Raw genomic sequence first — 17,444 nt, 5'->3', positions numbered from 1 at the left:
TAAAAATAGTAGATTATTTCTTATGTCGCTGACTGAACTCTTCTAGGCTCGAAAACTTCGTATTGCCTTGAAGGACTTCGGCGATGACCTCATTGAAGCCTGTACCCCCAGCCCTGCGGCTGCGCTCGGTGAGCAAGTCTTATGGGCCGACCCGCGCGTTGAGCGCTGCGGATATCGATGTGCATGCCGGTGAGATTGTCGCACTGATGGGTGCTAACGGCGCGGGCAAGTCGACGCTCATCAAGATTCTCTGCGGTGTCCATCGGGCCGATTCCGGCACGATCGAAATCGAGGGCCGTCAGGTCGATATCGCATCTCCTGCGGAGGCGCGCGCACGCGGCATCGTCGTGGTTCACCAATCGATCGCCGATGTCGGCGTACCCACGCTCAGCGTAGCGGAAAACCTGCTGCTGGATCTCTTTTGCACCGGCACCGGTCCCTTGATCGCCACGCCAGCGGATGTACGCCGGCGCGCGCGGGAACGGGCGGAGCGTATCGGCCTCGATATCGATCTCAATGCCCAGCTTGCCGATGTCTCGCTTGCAGACCGGCAGTTGATCGCCATTGCGCGTACCGTCAGCCACCGTCCGACGGTCATGCTGTTCGACGAGCCCACCGCGAGCCTTTCCTCCGTTGAAGCAGAAAAGCTTTTCCGCGTTATCGAGGGGCTGCGGACAAGCGGTGTCGCGATCATTTACGTCTCCCACAAAACGGCTGATATCCGCCGGCTTGCCGATCGTGTCGTCGTGCTGCGAGACGGACGCATCGCGGCGAGTTTCGAGCGGCCCATCGAGATGCGGGCTGCAATCCGTGCCATGATCGGCCACGATCTGCCAGCGCCAAGAAAGCGGTCCGCAGGACACGGGCCGCCAATCTTTCGGATCAGGAATGCCCGCCTCGCGAAACGCGAAGCCACGTTCGATCTCGACGTGTGCGCCGGCGAGATCATCGCCGTCACCGGTCCGCTCGGCTCCGGCAAGAGCTCGCTCGCGGGGGCAGTCTTCGGCCTCTGGTCTCTTGCGGAAGGAGAAATGTGGCTGGAAGATCAGCCGTGGCGCCCTTCCGGCCCCGCCCAGTCGATCGCCTCGGGCGTCTTCTATGCCGGTGAAGACCGTTGGCGGACATCGTTCTTTCCGTCCTCCGTACCCTTCGCATCAGTCGCGGGCACGATCAGCTTCCCCTTCCTCCGGCGCTGGCGTCCCAGCGGTTTGTTACCCTTTGGCCAGGAAGGCAGGGTCGCCGACAATGCCATCGCCACCTTCGGCATCAAGGCACAGTCGCGGGACGTGCCGCTCACCGCTCTATCGGGCGGAAATCAACAGAAGGTTGTTCTGGCCCGCTGGCAAGCAGAGCCTGCAAGACTATTGCTGCTCGACGAACCCTTCCAGGGCGTCGATGTCGGCGCCCGCGACGACATCATTCGCGTGATCAGGACGAGCAGCGCCGGCCGCGCGACGATCGTCTTCGTGAGCGACTACGAGGAGGCCCTCGAAGTCGGCGACCGCATTCTGACAATCGAGAACGGCGTGATCCAGGCCGACACCGACGCGGCTGATGATGCAGCCGTAGTGACACCATCCTTGGCGGCGGAGCCGCAGTTGGAAACAATCTAAATGTCCATCACAGCATCGTCTTCCCCTGATCGCGTCGCCTCGCCATCCAGCTGGTCATGGCAAACCATTGTCATAAAGTCAGGCATCTTCGTCCTGCTCGCAGCCATGATGATCGTATTCCAGCTGAATGAGCCGGCTTTCCTGAGGGTCGCAAACATCTTCAGCATCCTGCAGGCCGTCGCGATCGTTGCCCTGCTTGGCATAGGCGTGACAGTCAGTTGCGCCATCGGCGGCTTCGATCTATCCGTCGGCGCGCTGGCGGCCCTCAGCCAGATGGCTGCGGCCTATATCCTTATCGTGCTCAATGGCTCCGCCTTCGAGGCACTCGCCGGCACGCTGCTGATCGGGGTGCTGGTCGGCCTGTTCAATGGACTGCTTATCGTCATTCTCCGGGTTCCGGATCTGTTAGCGACACTCGGCACCCTGTTCCTGCTTGCAGGTGCCCAGCTCATCCCGACGGGAGGGCGCTCCGTCGCGCCCGGCATGGCCCTGCTCGACGGAAGTGCGGCGACCGGATCCTTCACGGAATTCTTCCTGGCGCTTGGCCGATATCGGGTCGGCGGTGTGGTGCCGGTTCCGGTAATTGTGCTTGCGGTCGTCGCACTCCTCTTCTGGTTCCTCATGGAGAGAACACGCTGGGGGCGTGTATTTTATGCCGTTGGCGGCTCACAAACCGCAGCGCACCTCGCGGGAGCGCCGACCAAGACCTATCGCTTCTCGGCTTACGTCATCTCGTCCGTTCTTGCCGCCCTTGGCGGAATCCTGCTTGCGGCCCGTCTCGGGCGCGGAGATGTCAGTGCTGGCAATTCCCTGATGCTTGATGCGGTCGCAGCCAGCCTCATCGGCTACGCGGTGCTGGGCGCCAACAGGCCGAACGTCTTCGGCACGGTCGTCGGCGCAGTCTTCGTCGGCGTGCTCCTCAACGGGCTGACCATGCTCAACGCCCCCTACTACATTCAGGACTTCGTGAAAGGCGTCGTGCTGATCAGCGCGCTCGCTGTGACCTTCAGTCTGTCCCAACGACGAAACTGAGCAAACGACCCCGCTCCCCATTCCAACTATCCCAACCCTATCGGAGAACCATCATGAAACGTCGCACTCTTCTTGGCCTAGCAACCGGCGCCCTTTTGGCGGCCTCCACCATCATGAGCGGCATCGCAAACGCGGAAGGTATTTCTGGCGCACCGGCACCGTTCGACAAGGGCGGCGTCAAGGTGGCGCTCATCGTCTATCTCTCGGGCGGCGACTACTACCAGAACTACGAGGCGGGCGTGAAACGCCAGGCCGACAAGCTCGGCATCGAGCTGCGCTCCTTCCAAGGTCGCCAAAAGCCCGATGAGCAGCGCGAGCAGATCCGCCAGGCCATCAATCTCGGCGTCAGCGGCATCATCATCGCCGGCGGCAAGGGCGAAGCGGTTACGGATGTCGTGCAGGAAGCGCTGGACGCCGGCATCAAGATCGCCGTCCAGAACATCACGCTGCCGCAGAAGGAAATCATCGTCATCGACCAGGACGAGAGCAAGCAGTTGAACCTTGTCCTGGAGCAGGCAGTCAAGGACAACGGCGACAGCTTCAAGGCCGGTTACATCTACGTGGAAGGTTTCCCGGCCCTCGACAAACGTGATATTGCCTGGCAGGCCTTCAAGAAGAACCATCCGAATGTCACGCAACTCGCCCAGTGGGGCGCGGTTGATGACACGCCGGCGCAGACTGTGGCAAACCAGACCGCAGCGGTCTTCCGTGCCAACCCTGATATCAATGTGGTCCTGGCGCCATGGGACGAATTCGCTCGCGGCGCGAAGATCGCCTTGGATGAAGCTGGTATCAATGAGCAGGTAAAGATCTACAGCGTCGACGTCTCAACGTCGGACATCCAGGCAATCCGCGAACCGAATAGCCCGTGGGTGGCGACCGCCGCAATCAGTGCAGCGGGAACTGGCGCAGCAGCGCTCCGCGCTATTGCCCTGTCGTTGACCGGCGATCTCAAGGAGACCAATATTCTGCTGCCGCCAACACTCATTACGCGCCAGTTCCTGATCGACAACGATGTGAAGACGGAAGAGGAGCTGAACGCGAAGCTGCCGGAATTCGCGCTCGAGCAGGCTGTCACGGCTGACTGGATCACGAAAGCAACCACTCCGTCCAACTGATCCTGCAGGCTTCGCTCCGAATACTCGTCTTCAGCGCGAACTGAAGGCGGATGTTCGGATGCCGCTAACATAGGAAGTCCAGATGATATCCGGTAGATCCGAAGGAGCCGCATCAAAGGCCGGATACTCCAGTAGCGCCAATCTTACGGCCGCCTAAAAGGCGCTCTCAGCGACACACCGGGCACTGAAATTGGTCGTTCAATGGACCTTTCATTGAGCGGCTGCGTGCCTCCGCGAGAAGACGAGATCCGGAAGTCTTGAGCGGATTCGCCCCCCCGACACCGCTTTAATACTGAACACCGCGACGCGCGCCCTAGGTGTTCAGTCCCGGCATCTGGTGGATCGGGTCTAGGATGAATCGACCCGGCTCTGATGTCCAGATTTTGCAGATGTATTCGTAGGGCGTGTGGCCGTTCAGCGTCTTGAGCCTGCGTGCGAAGTTGTAGGCTGCGAGGAAGTCTGCGAGGTGCGTGCGCAGTGATCGTGATTTTCGTAATGGAAGCGTTTGACAGTCGCGTCCTTGATCGTCCGGTTCATCCGTTCGACTTGTCCATTGGTCCAGGGGTGGTTCGGCTTGGTCAGGCGGTGCTCTATACCATTGGCTTGGCAGATCATGTCGAACCTCATGGACCGGGAATAGATCGTGTTGCGATTGCGAGGTTGCTCGGCGAACTGGATACCATTGTCGGTCAAGATGGTATGGACCCGATAGGGCACGGCTTCGAGCATGTGCTGCAAGAACTCCCAGGCCGTTTTTCTGTCAGCCGTTGCAACGAGTTGAGCGACGGCGAACTTGGCAGTTCGGTCAATGCCTACAAAGAGATAGAGCTTACCTTCGGCGGTTTGCACTTCGGCGATATCAATGTGGAAGAACCCGATGGGGTAGCGCTTGAACTTCTGGCGCTTCGGCTTGTCGCCCTCGACATTAGGCAGGCGCGAGACGCCGTGCCGCTGCAGGCAGCGATGCAGCGCTGACCGCGTCAGGTGCGGGATAGACGGCTGCAGCGCGTAGAGGCAGTCGTCCAGTGGTAACAGCGTGTGGCGCCGGAACGCGACGACCATCGCCTCCTCGGCCTGCGTCAGCACGGTGGACCGCGGTTCCGTCGGCCCGGTCTTCATATCCTCGACCGTTGCACGCTTGCGCCATTTGGCGACCGTCTTGGGATTGATGCCCAACTCCCGGCTCAGTTGCGCGAGCGAAGCTTGCGATCGCTGTATTGCTGCTCTGACGGGGTGCGTGGTCGTGGCGCTCCCGTGACGAACTTGTCCCATAGTGCTTCCTTCCATTCTCGAGAAAGGATCGCACCATCAAACCGTGGGATCAAACACCTAGAGAAATTGCGGTCTTCGGTTCTGTCGTTCTGAGACTACCATTCTATGTGTTTTGCGGTACCGCTCTATCAGACGCTCAAGCTCCGTCACCCGATGTGCATCATCCCAGGAGCGGACTGAACCGATTGCGTCGACCAGCTCATTCAGTGCCGCATGATCAAGTGGCCGTTCGAGGAAAACAGAGGTGCGACCGAAGAGGAAGTCTTCGGCGTGCAGGACCAGTTCCGTTTCACAGATGAAAGCAATCTCTTCCTGGGAGAATTCGGGCAAGGATGCGAGGACCGTTTCACCATCGGCCAGCACTTGCGCCAAAAATTTCGCACGCACGCCATAGCGGGTGACGAGCTGATACGCTCTGTGCCGGGAAAGTCCGTGATCACTCATGATTGCCGATAGCAGTTTTTCCGTCGGAGCAGCTGCCTGCGAAAGACCTGCGCCGCCGCCGATCGGGACGTCAACCGTAGAAGACAACCGACGCTTGCCCAGGCGCCCGAGGATTTCATCAGTCGCCTCAGCGGAGAACGCGCGGAAAGTCGTCCACTTTCCTCCGACCAGCGAAAAAATCGGAAACTGTCTTTCTCCTTCCGGAGGAAGTTCGGGCATGGAATGATCACGGCTGACCGCGCCGGGGTCGCTCATGTCATTGGCCGGCAGTGGGCGGACACCGGCATAGCTGAAAAAGATGTTCGACCGGTCGACGGGAACCTGTGGGAAGAGCCGCCGAAACGCCCCCAGGAGATAATCCACCTCGTCGTCGTCGCAGATCACCCCATCGGGATCATCGACCGGTATGTCGGTGGAACCGAGCAGCACATTTCCCATGAAATTCGACAGGATGCAGATGCGCCCGCCGTCAGCCTCGAAATAGATCATCCGACCATGCAGGGTTTCGGCCAGGGCCGGCAGGTCCAGCATCAGATGGCTGCCCTTCGTGCCGCCAATCATCCTGCGCGATGCAGATGTTGACGCGTTCACCCGATCGATCCATGCGCCGGCGGCATTGACCAGCACATCGCAGGTAAGGGAAAAGAACTCCCCGCTCTGCGCATCCTGCAGTTCGACCTGATTGCCCTTCACCCCGCTGAAACGCAGGTGGTTCAAGGCGATGTTATCGGGATTGGCGGCCATTCCGTCGAGCGCCAGTTCCACGACGAGCCGCTCGGGCGAAGTAATCCAGGCATCGTAGTAGGAGGCCGCGATCTTCAGGGAGGGATCGAGATCGGGGATTTCACGCAAGATATCCTGGCGGGAGATCATGCGATGGCGGGGCATGACGCGGTTCAGCGCGCCGTAGAGATCGTAAAGCCACAGACCGAGCTTGATGACCAGCGCACCGCGTTCCGTGATCTTGGCCGGCATGCGCAGAAACTTGCGCAATGCCGGCACAACCCCGCCAAACCAGGAATGGATCGGAATGATCATTTCCAGCGGGCTGACATAGTGCGCGGCGTTGCACAGCAGCCGGTTGCGTTCGGCCGCGGATTCCCGGACGAGCCGGAATTCACCCGTTTCCAGATATTTAAGCCCGCCATGGATCATGCGTGACGGCGCACGGCTGGCGCCGGAGCAGAAATCGCCCTGCTCGACGAGGATGCAATCGACGCCCTGCAGACTGAGATCGCGGAAAGTTCCCATGCCATTGATACCACCGCCGACGATCAGGACCGGGATATGCCCGATCCGGCGCAAGGCCTCCAGGTGGGCTCCACGGGTGGTTACAGTTCCAGTCATCGGGCTGTCTTCTCTTCATGCCGTTTCATGATCGTAGCGATGGCATCGCAATAGCGGCCATAACCGGCATCGAGCTGCGCGGCGACATCGCCGGGCTGATAGGTACGCAGTTGCGGTTTGGTACGCAGGCTCGCCTCCTCCCATCCGCTATAGACGCCAGCGGCGATCCCTGCGGCGATGGCTGCACCAAGCGCACCGGCTTCCGGCATTTCCGGCACTTCGACGCGGCGGTTCAGCGCATCGGCAAAAAGCTGGCCGAAAAAGGGATTCCGGCTGCTTCCGCCCGTCAGGCGCACGCGGCAGACCTCCCCTTGCGGATCGATCAGATCGATGTGATGCCGGTGATTGAAGACTATGCCTTCGGCCACAGCGCGCAGCATATGGCCGCGCCCGTGCCAGCCCCGCAGCCCGAGAAAGGCCGCCGGTACGTCCTCGGCGTGCGGAGAGCCGTAGAGATAGGGAAGATAGATGATGTCGGATGGATCGTTGGCGACAGCATCCAGTTCGGCTTGCAGTATGGCGAAGGGGTCACCGCCCGCCAGAGCGTCCCGCGCAGCCGTTTGCACAAACCAGTCGAGATTGGCGCTGGAAGCGGGCGAAACCGACATGTTCATCCATTGTCCCGGGCGCAGTCCGTTGCGCGCATTCCATCCGATCGAGGTCTTGGGGGCATCGACCAGCATTTCGTTGATCGAATAGGTTCCCGCGATCACCGCGATCGTCCCGGCTTCCGAAACGCCAGACCCGACCGCGCAGGCGGTCACGTCGTGCAGACCCGCCGCAACGGGCGTGCCGACGGCAAGACCCGTGGCTTGCGCAGCCTCTTGGGTGATCTGTCCCGCAATGTCACCCGGCATGATGACGTCCGGCAGCGCGCCGGCAATGTCGCCGAGGCCGAAGAGATCAAGCGCCTCGTCGCTGTAGCGTTGCGTTCGTATGTCGGTGAAGGCGACACTGGCTTCGGTGAAATCGGTTGCCACCTTGCCGGTCAGGCAAAAACGCAGCCAATCCTTGCAGGACAGGATGGCGGCGATGCGTCCGTACCGTTCCGGCTCCTCATCCCGCAAATGGGCAAGCAGAGGCGCCGGGGATGACGGTAAGGGACGCTGCCCGGTCAGGTCCAGCGCCCGCGCCGACACGCCCGTCTCGTCCCAGCGCCGCAGCAATATCTGCGCCCGGCTGTCGAGCGACGTGGCCGCAAGGCCAAGCGGCGCACCGGCGCAGTCGAGCAGATAGAGCCCGTCGCCATGCCCCGCCAACGAAACGGCGACCGGACGAACCTCGATGCCCTCGCTCGCACTTGCCCGGTCCAACGCCTCGCGAATGGCCGTAGCGGAGGCTTTCCAATGGCCTGCCATATCCCGTTCGACATGACGGGGCGTGGTCTTGATCTGTGCGATCTCACGCCGGGCAAGCGCCACGACCGTTCCGTCGTCCCGGAAGACCACGGCCTTGGTGACGGTCAGACCGCTATCCAGTCCCAGAAGATACGCCGTCATGTCAGGATTCCAGCCGTGCGTGGCGCAACCTCTCCTGCAGGCTCGCCAGATAGATCGCCACCAGAAGCACGGCACCAAAGACGACCTGCCTGATCGAAGGTGGCACACCATGCAGGTTCATGAGGTTCTCAATGATGGCAATCACCAGCACGGCCGCGAAGACGCCGCCGACATTGCCCTTGCCGCCGCTCATTGCCGTGCCGCCGAGAATAGTGCCGGCGAACACCATCATGATATCGCCCTGCCCCATGTCGGCCACGACGGATTCCAGGCGGCCGACTTCGAGAAGGCCACCGAGCGAAGCCAGGAAGCCTGCAATAGCGAAGCAGATGATCTTCGTCCGCTCGATGTTTACGCCGGCGACGAAGGCGGCGTGCTCATTGTTGCCGAGCGCGAGAATATCCTTGCCGAGGCGGTGGCGATCGATCAGCAGCCAGGCGACGAGGAAGATCGCGATCCAGACAAGGACGGCCACCGGGAGGATGCCGAACAGCTTTGCCGAGCCAAGATAGACATAGCCCTCGGGCAGATAATAGATCCCTTCGGGGATCAGGTAGACCACGATGCCGCGCATCAGCAGCATCGTGCCGAGGCTAATGAGGAAGGAACTAACCCTGAGCTTGACGGAAAAGACGCCGTTCACCAGCCCTGCCAGCGCACCGAACAGCAGCGTGCCGAGCACGGCAAGAATGGGGTAGCTGTCCAGGGATAGGCTCTGGAAGAACAGAACGATGGCCAGCGCCGGCGCCAAGGCGAAGGTCGATTCAAGCGACAGGTCCACATTTGCGGTCAGAAGGACGAAGAACAGTCCGAGCACCATGCAGCCGAGCGGAGCTGCCGCCCACATCACGTTCAGAATGTTGCGCGCCGACAGAAAGCCCGGAACCGCCAACCCGGCCAGGCACAACAGCGCGAGCAGGGCCCAGATCAGATGCTTTTCCAGAACGAGAAAAATGAATTTATTCACCGAAGTCATACCGGCACCTCAACACCCTGTATCGCCTTGTAGATCGTCTCGACATCGAAACCCGGCTTGCCGCGTTTCAATTCCCGGACCACCCGTCCCTGATAGAAGATCAGGATCCTGTCGCAGATCTCGGCCAGCTCTTCCTCGCTTTCCGAGATCATGATGACGCCCGCATCGCGCGACAGGTCCTCCCGGATCATCTTGAGGATGTCCGGCTTGGCGGAGATATCCACGCCGCGGGTCGGTTCATTCAGAAGCACCAGTCGCGGCGCCGTCAGCGAAAGGCGCCCGAGCAGGATCTTCTGCTTGTTGCCGCCCGACAGCCCGTCGATGGGCACGTCGAGACCCGGCGTCTTGACCTTGAGGCGCGTGACGATGGAGCGGGAAACGGCTTCGCATTCGGCGCGGCGCACGAAGCCCAGCCGGTTCGTCAGCACGGGAAGCCCGGCGATGATCGCGTTTTCCAGCACCGAGCGGTTCTGGATCACCGCCTGCTCCTCGCGGTGCTTGGGCAGGAAGGAAACGCCGGCCGTCTGTGCTGCCTTGGGGCTCTTCAGATGCACTTGTGCGCCATCCATCATGATCGATCCGCCATAATTCGGGGCCAATCCGTAGAGAGCCTCGATGGCGGCGTCCTTGCCGGAACCTTCCAGGCCGGCAAAACCAAGCACCTCACCCCGATGAAGCTGGAGATCCAGATGCGCGAGGGAGCGCCCGGCCTTCAGCGCCTGCACCGTCAGAACCGGTGCGGTCGAAAATTCGGGCTGGTCGGTATAGTTGATCTCGGTTTGCGCGACATCACCGACGATCCAGCCGGCCAGTTCCCTGCCGGTCGTTTTCGCCGTCTCCAGCGTCGCGACGCGCTCGCCGTCGCGCATCACCGAAACGCGGTCGGTAAAGCCCATGACTTCGCTGACATGATGTGAAATCAGGGTGAAGGACAGGTCGAGCTGGTCGGCAATCAGCCGGCGCAGAAGGCGCAGGAGGCTTTCCTTGCGCTCGCTGGTCAGGGACGCCGTGATCTCGTCCAGCAGGATGGTACGCGCCTTTTCGATAAAGACAGCCCGGCCGAAGGCCAGAAGCTGCTGGGTTTCAAGCGGCAGGTCGCCCATGCGGTCCTCGGGCCGGGCACGCAAGCCAAGTTGCCCGATCACATCGCTCGACTGCTGGCGCGTTATGCCAGGTGACAGGAAATTCAGTCGGCCGCCCGGATGACGGCCCATGAAGAGATTGTCCGCCACCGACAGGTCAGCGGCAAAGGCCGGTTCCTGGGTGACGAGCGCGATGCCGAGCTTTTTGGCCCGCGACGGCCCGGATTGCGACGGCGTCAGGGCGCCCCGGTCGGTGACGATCTGCCCTTGGCTCGGTGCGAGCAATCCGGCCACCAAGGAGACGAGCACCGACTTGCCCGCGCCATTCTTGCCGATCAGGCCGTGTATCTCGCCCTTGCGGACATTAAGATCAACGGAATCGACCGCCAGAACGCCCGGAAACCGGCGTGTCACGCCTTGCACCGCAAAGCTCAGCGAAGGGTCCAGTGTCATGGCAACTCCTGTTGAGAGAGTGACGGCGAGCGCCTGCGCGCTCGCAGTCTCGACGCGGTTACTTGCCAAAGTTAGGCATCTTGCCTGTCTGCTCGACCGTCATTTCATTCGCCCAGTTGCGCGGGTCGTCGTAGTTCGCACTGCCCGGCACGCTGTAAGCCTGCGTCTGGTACCACGAGCCCTCGATCGCCTCGGGCGTGAGCACCTTGACCGGAGCCCAGATCGGCTCCTCGCCCTGAAGCAACACATTGGCCTCGTCCGGCAATGCCTTACCCGACATCAGTGTGTACAGCATGCGCATCGAGATGATGCCTTCACCGGTCGCGGGCTGAACGGAGATATGGTCGATTTCACCCCGTGCCATTGACTGGAACTCCGGCACCGTACCATCGATCGTGGCAACGGGAATATGCTTGGGATCGTCGATAGGGAAAAGCAGTTCCTGCGCCTTGAAGGCCGGAACAGCACCACCGATGCCCATCGTGCCGTCGATGCTGGCGATGCCCAGGATCTTGTCGGCACCTTCACGCGAGATCACGTCGTCAACGATCTTGCGCGCCTTGCCGCCATCGCAACCTGCTTCCTGCTCGACGATCTTCACGCCGGGATACTTGGCGGCGATCGGATCGAGTGCAGAGCGATAGCCGGTATGGCGGGCAATATCGAAGGAGGCGGTGATGATGCAGCGCAGTTCGATGAAGACACCACCCTTTTCGGCCCAGCCCTCGCCGCGCAGCGTGTCGAGGCGCTTGATTAGGGCCTCGCCGCCCAGGCGACCGGCCGTTTCATTGTCGAACGCGACGAAGGTCTGCTTAACGCCGGGAACCCAGGCATTGGTCGTCACGACGGGAATATTGGCTTCCTGCAGCTGCTTGACGATGCTACGCATCGCTTCACCACGCCAGGAGGTGAGAAGCACGCCATCTACGCCGCTGTCGAACTGCGCCTGAAGCGCCTTCAGCTGCTGGCCGGCATCGTTCGCGCCGAAGACGTTGAACGTGATCGTGTCGCCGCTTTCGGTCAAGATGCGCTTGGCTTCCTGCTGCTGGCCGAGCGCGACGCCGTTGAAATAGATGTCGTTCGGTTCCCACCGGATAACGGCAACCTTGTAGTCCTTGGCCGCGGCTGCACCTGCCATCAGGCAGAGCGCCGATACCGCTGTCAGTCCCTTCAAAAAGCCTCGCATCATATCCTCCTTTAGTGCTGGTACTTGCTTCACAACCGGATCATCCTGCTGTTGCTCCTCAATGGCTGGATTCACGCAGCCATCCTTTCCTGGTGTTTTGCTCCTCCCGGCTCAAATGACCCGGTCATTGCCGCCGTCCACCGGAATCTGCGCCCCCGTGGTTCGGGAAAACGTACTGTCGGCAAGGGCTGCCACGGCACGGGCGACATCCTTAGACGTCACCTCCGTTCGCATCAGGTTGCGCGCCTTGTATTGCTCCACTGTCAAACCGTAGCGCCGCGCCGAAGTCGCCAGCGCTTCCGGCGTCCACAGGTCGGTGTCAAAGACACCGTCAGGGTGAATGACGTTGACCCGGATCCCTTCGGGAGCGAGTTCAAGGGCTGCCACGCGCATCAACTGCGTCAGCCCCGCTTTCGATACGGAGTAGGCCGCAGCGCCAGCACCAGGCGCCGGCACGTTGCGCGAGCCGATGAGAATGACGCTCGGATCGACACCGTGACGCAGGAACGGGATCGCCTGCTTCAGGAGTTTGCGGTGCGAGGTCAGATTGACGGCCAGCGATGCATCCCAAGCCGCATCCTCTAGCACTTCGATATTGGCGCCGGCGCGGAAGATGCCTACGTTGGAGACGAGAATGTCGAGCCCGCCATAGTCGGCGACCACCTGCCGCAGAGCAGCGCATACCTTCGCCTCGTCGGTCAGTTCGACGATCAGGCTTTCATAGCCGGGGCGGTTCATATGGTCCTTCACGGCAGGATTGATATCCAGTCCCACCACGACGGCACCACGGTCGCGCAATGCCTCGGCCGTCGCGCGGCCGATGCCCGTTGCGCAACCACCCACGACCGCGATCTTGCCCGCCAGCGGCGGCTGCGCACCCTGGACGCGGAGCTTGGCTTGCTCTAGTTCCCAATATTCAAGCGCACGCAGGTCGCCTTCTTCCAACCCTTGCCAGCCGCCAAGACGGGCGGCGAGCCGCAGCGCCTGCAGATTGGCCACCGCCACGTCCGCGGAGACCCGCGCCCGTGTCAGCGTCGGCCCGAAACTGCGCACGGCACCGTCAGGAAGAATAACCCAATGGGGATGCGGCGGCAGGGGCGTCAGATCGGCATCGTCACCGCGCGCAACATAGGCCTTGTATTCGGCAGCAAAATCCTCAAGCGCCTTTTCCGGCTCACCCTGAATGACCGCGGGAAAGGGCTTGTTGTGGATGACATGTTCCGGCGTCAGCGTGCCGTGACGCGAAAGCCTCGTGACATCGGCGATTTCTGCGACGGGCAGCCATGCTGCCGGACGCGAAATCATGGCACGTCCGGCAAGGCGGCTAGCTGCGCCGCGCAGTCGGGCAATAACCACCGGATCGGTGTCCGTCTGCGGGGCAGCGGGCAAGGACGAAATACGGCTGGCAAGCCAATCCTCGGCGCGGGTGCAGATCGCCACCATGCGGTCATAGCTCTGGCGAGCCGTATCGCCCCAGGTGAAGACGCCGTGATGTTCCAGGATGATGGCGTCGGCCACAGCGAATTCCGGCGAGAGGATCGCCAGGCGCATCTGCCGTGCCAGGTCGAAACCCGGCTTTACATAGGGCAGGATCATCACACGCGGACCGTAAATCTCCCTGAGCAGCGCCGTGCCCCTCAGGCTGTTGGAGACGGTGAGCACGCCGTCCGCATGGGAATGGTCGACATAGGCCGCGGGAAACAGCGCATGGACAATGGCTTCGATGGAGGCCGCCGCCGCCTGCGGATCGAGGCGCGCGCGCTTGACCTCTGTCACCATATCGCTGTCGGATAGCGTTTCGAGTTCAGCGAGGGCGAGCACGGAGGAAAGGTCGAGCGCGGTGAAGCCCTCTACCCCCATCGTGCCCAGATCAAAACCGCTCGCCTTGACCCAGATCACCTGCTGGTCAGCTCCGAAACGGTCGGTGGCGACGCCCTTGTAGGACGTATTGCCGCCACCGTGCAGCACCATAGTGGGATCGCGCCCGATGAGCCGCGACGAGTAAGTCCGCAAGTCCAGGCCGGTTGCGGCCTCGCGGGCCTCGGCCTCGTTCCAGAGATTTTCCATGCGCTGATCCTTGATTTCCTGTTGCCGGGCCGCGTGGGCCCGGCTCCCCTTCAATTAAGGTGACGGCCTCAAGCCGCCGCCTTACCGTGCAGGTCCTGGAAGAGCTCGTAGCCCTCTGTGCCGGTGCGACCTTCGTGGACGACAGCCGCCAGTGCGGTCAGCATTGCCACCGGATCGGTCGACTGGAACACGTTGCGTCCCATATCCACGCCGGCCGCACCCTGGTCGATGGCGCGATAGGCCATTTCCAGAGCCTCGCGTTCCGGCAACTTCTTGCCTCCGGCAATCACGATCGGGACAGGGCAGCCAAGCGTGATGCGTTCGAAGCCCTCATCGACATAGTAGGACTTGACGAACTGCGCACCGATTTCAGCCGCGATGCGCGTGGCCAGACCGAAGTAGCGGGCATCGCGCGCCATGGCCTTGCCGACGCCGGTGACGGCCATGGTCGGGATGCCGTAACGCGTACCGGCGTCGATCAACTTCACGACGTTAGCGATGGATTTGTGCTCATATTCCGCGCCGATATAGACCTGCGCGGCCATGGCCGAAGCGCCGAGGCGAATGGCATCGTCGATTTCCACACTCACAAGCTCATTGGAAAGCTCCGTCAGGATCGAATTGCCTGCCGAGCAGCGCAGCACGACGGGCTTGAGTGCCTCCGGCGGGATTGAACTGCGCAGGCCGCCGCGGGTGCACATCAGCACGTCGGCATGGGCAGCCAGCGGCGCAATCGTCAGATCGAGGCGCTCCAGGCCGGTGGTCGGCCCCTGAAAATAACCGTGGTCGAACGCCAACATGACTGTGCGCCCGGTATCGGGGCGAAACACCTGCGAAAGCCGCGCCTTCATGCCCCAATCATGATGGGCATTGCCCTTCAGGAAAAAGCGTGACGTGTCCGCCGGCCGCTCGCGGCCCCAATCCTTGCCATCCTTGATATCGTCCAGATCTGCCATGTCATCCTCTCTTGTGCCGCCTTGCGCGGCCGTCTGCTGACGCGCGTTTCCAAGGCCACGAACCGATGGGCCCGCGAGCCGGAAACATGTTTTTTCGCCTGTGGGCGAAGATTTAGATTTCGCTGGTGGCCTCCCACCCGGATGCTCGATTCCTAGCAGGCCCAATGAGAGATATCAATTATTTTGTTATTTTTATCGTAATTTATGTTGCAATGCGACATTTTTAGATTCTGCAATGTGAAAATGAAGATTTCCCCATAACTACGGATTCAGTGAACGAATACGCAACACATTGTAAATATGGCACTTTCATCGCAGTTTTCGCAAATTTGAGAAATCGATAGACAATGCATCGAATTTGCTCGATACAGAAAATGTTAAATTCAGCAGGGAGCACGATGACAGATTATAACAATTTCGATGCTGACGCCGACGCCGCATCCTCAAAGGCGGAGCGGCGGCGCACGAAAATCATCCAGGTGCTGATGAGTGGATCATCGACGCTCATCCGTGATCTGGCTGAAATGCTCGATGTCAGCCTCATGACGATTCATCGCGATCTTTCCGTGCTGGAAAAGGAAGGTCTCGTTCGACGGTTGCGCGGCTCGGTTTCCGCGGAAAAATCTCTACTGTTCGAAAGCAGCTACAATTACCGCGGCCGCAAGAACGTGGAGGACAAGAAGCGACTTGCGCGGGCGGCCCTTGCCCATCTGGAGCCCGGCAATGCCGTGATGATCGACGACAGCACGACAACCTACCATCTCAGCGAATTCCTGCTCGAGGTCGCGCCTTTGACGGTTGTCACCAATGCCGCACCAATCCTGGAAAAGCTCCGCCACACGCCCGAGATCGATCTGGTATCGACCGGCGGGCGCTATCACCCCGGCTACAACGGCTACTTCGGCGCGAACTGTGAAAAAGCCATACGCTCCTATCATGTCGACGTGGCGATCCTGTCTACCACCACGATCCAAGGCCTGTCGCTCTACACCCCCGACGAGATCGTGGTTCGCGCGAAGCAGGCAATGATGCACGTTGCAAGACGGTGCATCTTGCTGGCTGATGCCACGAAGTTCCAGTTCAGCGCACTGAACTATGTCGCCGAGATCACGGATTTTGACCTCGTCATCCTCACGGGCGACATACCGCCGGACAAACTGGACCTTATTCGCGCCTCTAAGGTGCATGTTGAGATCGTCTGATTTGTTTTTCTGCTCTTCAAGGGATCTGAACCATCGGCTTGAACCGTTCAGGGTTTGAACGCCAAGATGGCAAGCGGCGATGTCACATTGTCCTGAGCTTAACGGTTGCTGGATAATTCGGTGAGATGACTCCGCCGACGATCAGTTACAAGAACCTCGCTTTCCACCGCAGATCATCGCCCGCGCGGGGTGGCTGTATTTCCGGTTTCCTTTGAGCCTGCGGATGGTGGAAGAAATGCTGTTGGAGCGCGGCATTGTCGTTTCCTACGAAAAAATACACGGTTATGTTCTCGATGAGATCGTGCGGAGAATTCTCACGTACCAATTCGAAAACGAGAACGGATGATGCAGGGATTTCGATCTGTCGGAAGCTTGCAACGGTTCATCTCGGTTTTCTTAGCAGTCCGCAATCTTTTCGTCGCACCGCACCAGAAACACTCAGCCCTAGCCACCCACATTCATCGGATCTGCGTAATGGCGCAGTGGAGAGTCGTGGCCGGCACAACCGCCTGAGTTCACACACACGCCTTGCCCGGGCGTTCATAAAACAACGTGACATCGCCCTCCATCCATAGCCGAGCACCGTTTGGATGCGGAGCATAGGCGCTGATCGCCAGGAAATCGACACCCGCAACGACGCCCGTCTTTGGCCTGATGCCTTCGATCTTCGTTGTCCCTTTCTGTCGGTCGCGGTCACCAAGCGCGAGGTAACCCAGCGAATGAGGATCGGCGTGCGGCCGTCAGCAACCGAGTCGACATCACCGATGATGGGAACGAAATTACCATTCCTATTGAGGTCGGCGAAGAACTTCAGGCCCTGATCAGGGGCTTCTTCGACGTTATGAAGTGTGCCAGCGTGAAAACCAAGTAGGACGCGGGATTTCGTGCTAGTCTCACCAGTCGTTAAGTCGGATGAGGATGACGGCAATGTTGGAAACGGATAAAGTTTTCGCCGGCTCAATTCCGGAAAACTACGATCGCCATATGGTGCCGTTGATTTTCGAACCTTATGCTGCGGATCTTGCACTCCGCCTCGCGGATTTTTCGCCCGACGCCGCTCTGGAAATCGCCGCAGGAACCGGGGTCGTCACTCGTGCCCTGGCGCCGAAACTGACGCCCGACACAAGCTATGTGGTAACCGACCTCAACCAGGCAATGCTCGACTACGCCCGTTCGCGACAGCCTGCGGACAACCGC

At 60.6% G+C, this 17,444-nt stretch carries 12 protein-coding genes and 2 pseudogenes; 6 read left to right on the top strand and 8 right to left on the bottom strand.

Annotation, left to right across the window (positions count from 1 at the left end; translation table 11 throughout):
• The first annotated feature begins 83 nt into the window (after nucleotides 1–83).
• The 3 genes from ACT6VE_RS29540 to ACT6VE_RS29530 are packed head-to-tail and all read left to right on the top strand — an operon-like array spanning nucleotide 84 to nucleotide 3,763.
• On the top strand, nucleotides 84–1,613 hold the full coding sequence (locus ACT6VE_RS29540) for a sugar ABC transporter ATP-binding protein (RefSeq protein WP_444801830.1): 1,530 nt from the start codon (nucleotides 84–86) through the stop codon (nucleotides 1,611–1,613).
• Nucleotides 1,614–2,645: an ABC transporter permease gene (locus ACT6VE_RS29535; protein WP_444801829.1), complete on the top strand. Its 1,032-nt coding sequence runs from the start codon at nucleotides 1,614–1,616 to the stop codon at nucleotides 2,643–2,645.
• 53 nt (nucleotides 2,646–2,698) lie between these two features.
• Complete coding sequence (locus ACT6VE_RS29530) at nucleotides 2,699–3,763, top strand: substrate-binding domain-containing protein (protein ID WP_444801828.1); 1,065 nt, start codon at nucleotides 2,699–2,701, stop codon at nucleotides 3,761–3,763.
• Between the two features lie 313 nt (nucleotides 3,764–4,076).
• Here ACT6VE_RS29530 and ACT6VE_RS29525 read toward each other — a convergent pair.
• From ACT6VE_RS29525 to lsrF, 8 genes and pseudogenes are all read right to left on the bottom strand, one after another.
• Nucleotides 4,077–5,035 (bottom strand): annotated as a pseudogene (locus ACT6VE_RS29525) (IS481 family transposase).
• A 57-nt stretch (nucleotides 5,036–5,092) separates the two neighbouring features.
• Nucleotides 5,093–6,826, bottom strand: a complete 1,734-nt coding sequence (locus tag ACT6VE_RS29520) for a glycerol-3-phosphate dehydrogenase/oxidase (RefSeq protein WP_444801827.1) — start codon at nucleotides 6,824–6,826, stop codon at nucleotides 5,093–5,095.
• A complete protein-coding gene (locus ACT6VE_RS29515; RefSeq protein ID WP_444801826.1) occupies nucleotides 6,823–8,325 on the bottom strand; it encodes an FGGY-family carbohydrate kinase in 1,503 nt (500 codons plus the stop codon). The genes ACT6VE_RS29520 and ACT6VE_RS29515 overlap by 4 nt, the downstream gene beginning before the upstream one ends.
• 1 nt (nucleotide 8,326) lies before the next feature.
• Nucleotides 8,327–9,301 carry an ABC transporter permease gene (locus tag ACT6VE_RS29510; RefSeq protein ID WP_444801825.1) on the bottom strand — a complete coding sequence of 325 codons (975 nt, stop codon included), beginning with the start codon at nucleotides 9,299–9,301 and terminating at the stop codon, nucleotides 8,327–8,329.
• Entirely contained in the window at nucleotides 9,298–10,836 is a 1,539-nt protein-coding gene (locus tag ACT6VE_RS29505) for a sugar ABC transporter ATP-binding protein (RefSeq protein WP_444801824.1), read from the bottom strand. The genes ACT6VE_RS29510 and ACT6VE_RS29505 overlap by 4 nt, the downstream gene beginning before the upstream one ends.
• A gap of 58 nt (nucleotides 10,837–10,894) precedes the next feature.
• Nucleotides 10,895–12,022 carry a sugar ABC transporter substrate-binding protein gene (locus ACT6VE_RS29500; protein WP_444801823.1) on the bottom strand — a complete coding sequence of 376 codons (1,128 nt, stop codon included), beginning with the start codon at nucleotides 12,020–12,022 and terminating at the stop codon, nucleotides 10,895–10,897.
• Between the two features lie 111 nt (nucleotides 12,023–12,133).
• Entirely contained in the window at nucleotides 12,134–14,089 is a 1,956-nt protein-coding gene (locus tag ACT6VE_RS29495; protein WP_444801822.1) for an SDR family oxidoreductase, read from the bottom strand.
• Between the two features lie 68 nt (nucleotides 14,090–14,157).
• Nucleotides 14,158–15,045, bottom strand: a complete 888-nt coding sequence (gene lsrF, locus ACT6VE_RS29490; protein WP_444801821.1) for a 3-hydroxy-5-phosphonooxypentane-2,4-dione thiolase — start codon at nucleotides 15,043–15,045, stop codon at nucleotides 14,158–14,160.
• A 398-nt stretch (nucleotides 15,046–15,443) separates the two neighbouring features.
• Here lsrF and ACT6VE_RS29485 point away from each other — a divergent pair, with 398 nt between their 5' ends.
• From ACT6VE_RS29485 to ACT6VE_RS29475, 3 genes and pseudogenes are all read left to right on the top strand, one after another.
• Entirely contained in the window at nucleotides 15,444–16,247 is an 804-nt protein-coding gene (locus tag ACT6VE_RS29485) for a DeoR/GlpR family DNA-binding transcription regulator (protein WP_444801820.1), read from the top strand.
• A gap of 172 nt (nucleotides 16,248–16,419) precedes the next feature.
• Nucleotides 16,420–16,760, top strand: a pseudogene (locus ACT6VE_RS29480) (DDE-type integrase/transposase/recombinase).
• Nucleotides 16,761–17,174: 414 nt separating this feature from the next.
• On the top strand, nucleotides 17,175–17,444 hold a 270-nt coding region (locus tag ACT6VE_RS29475; RefSeq protein ID WP_444801819.1), incomplete at its 3' end, for a methyltransferase.

Origin of the sequence: Shinella sp. (assembly GCF_052438155.1) — a bacterium.
In the GTDB taxonomy this organism is placed as follows: Bacteria; Pseudomonadota; Alphaproteobacteria; order Rhizobiales; family Rhizobiaceae; genus Shinella.
Note: the sequence above shows the minus strand (reverse complement) of the source record. Positions and strands in the feature narration are given on the sequence as shown.

Excerpts from the sequence above, each read along its gene's own strand:
- ACT6VE_RS29540 (WP_444801830.1), top strand. The coding sequence starts at position 84 with ATGACCTCATTGAAGCCTGTACCCCCAGCCCTGCGGCTGCGCTCGGTG.
- ACT6VE_RS29535 (WP_444801829.1), top strand. The coding sequence starts at position 1,614 with ATGTCCATCACAGCATCGTCTTCCCCTGATCGCGTCGCCTCGCCATCC.
- ACT6VE_RS29530 (WP_444801828.1), top strand. The coding sequence starts at position 2,699 with ATGAAACGTCGCACTCTTCTTGGCCTAGCAACCGGCGCCCTTTTGGCG.
- ACT6VE_RS29520 (WP_444801827.1), bottom strand. The coding sequence starts at position 6,826 with ATGACTGGAACTGTAACCACCCGTGGAGCCCACCTGGAGGCCTTGCGC.
- ACT6VE_RS29515 (WP_444801826.1), bottom strand. The coding sequence starts at position 8,325 with ATGACGGCGTATCTTCTGGGACTGGATAGCGGTCTGACCGTCACCAAG.
- ACT6VE_RS29510 (WP_444801825.1), bottom strand. The coding sequence starts at position 9,301 with ATGACTTCGGTGAATAAATTCATTTTTCTCGTTCTGGAAAAGCATCTG.
- ACT6VE_RS29505 (WP_444801824.1), bottom strand. The coding sequence starts at position 10,836 with ATGACACTGGACCCTTCGCTGAGCTTTGCGGTGCAAGGCGTGACACGC.
- ACT6VE_RS29500 (WP_444801823.1), bottom strand. The coding sequence starts at position 12,022 with ATGCGAGGCTTTTTGAAGGGACTGACAGCGGTATCGGCGCTCTGCCTG.
- ACT6VE_RS29495 (WP_444801822.1), bottom strand. The coding sequence starts at position 14,089 with ATGGAAAATCTCTGGAACGAGGCCGAGGCCCGCGAGGCCGCAACCGGC.
- lsrF (WP_444801821.1), bottom strand. The coding sequence starts at position 15,045 with ATGGCAGATCTGGACGATATCAAGGATGGCAAGGATTGGGGCCGCGAG.
- ACT6VE_RS29485 (WP_444801820.1), top strand. The coding sequence starts at position 15,444 with ATGACAGATTATAACAATTTCGATGCTGACGCCGACGCCGCATCCTCA.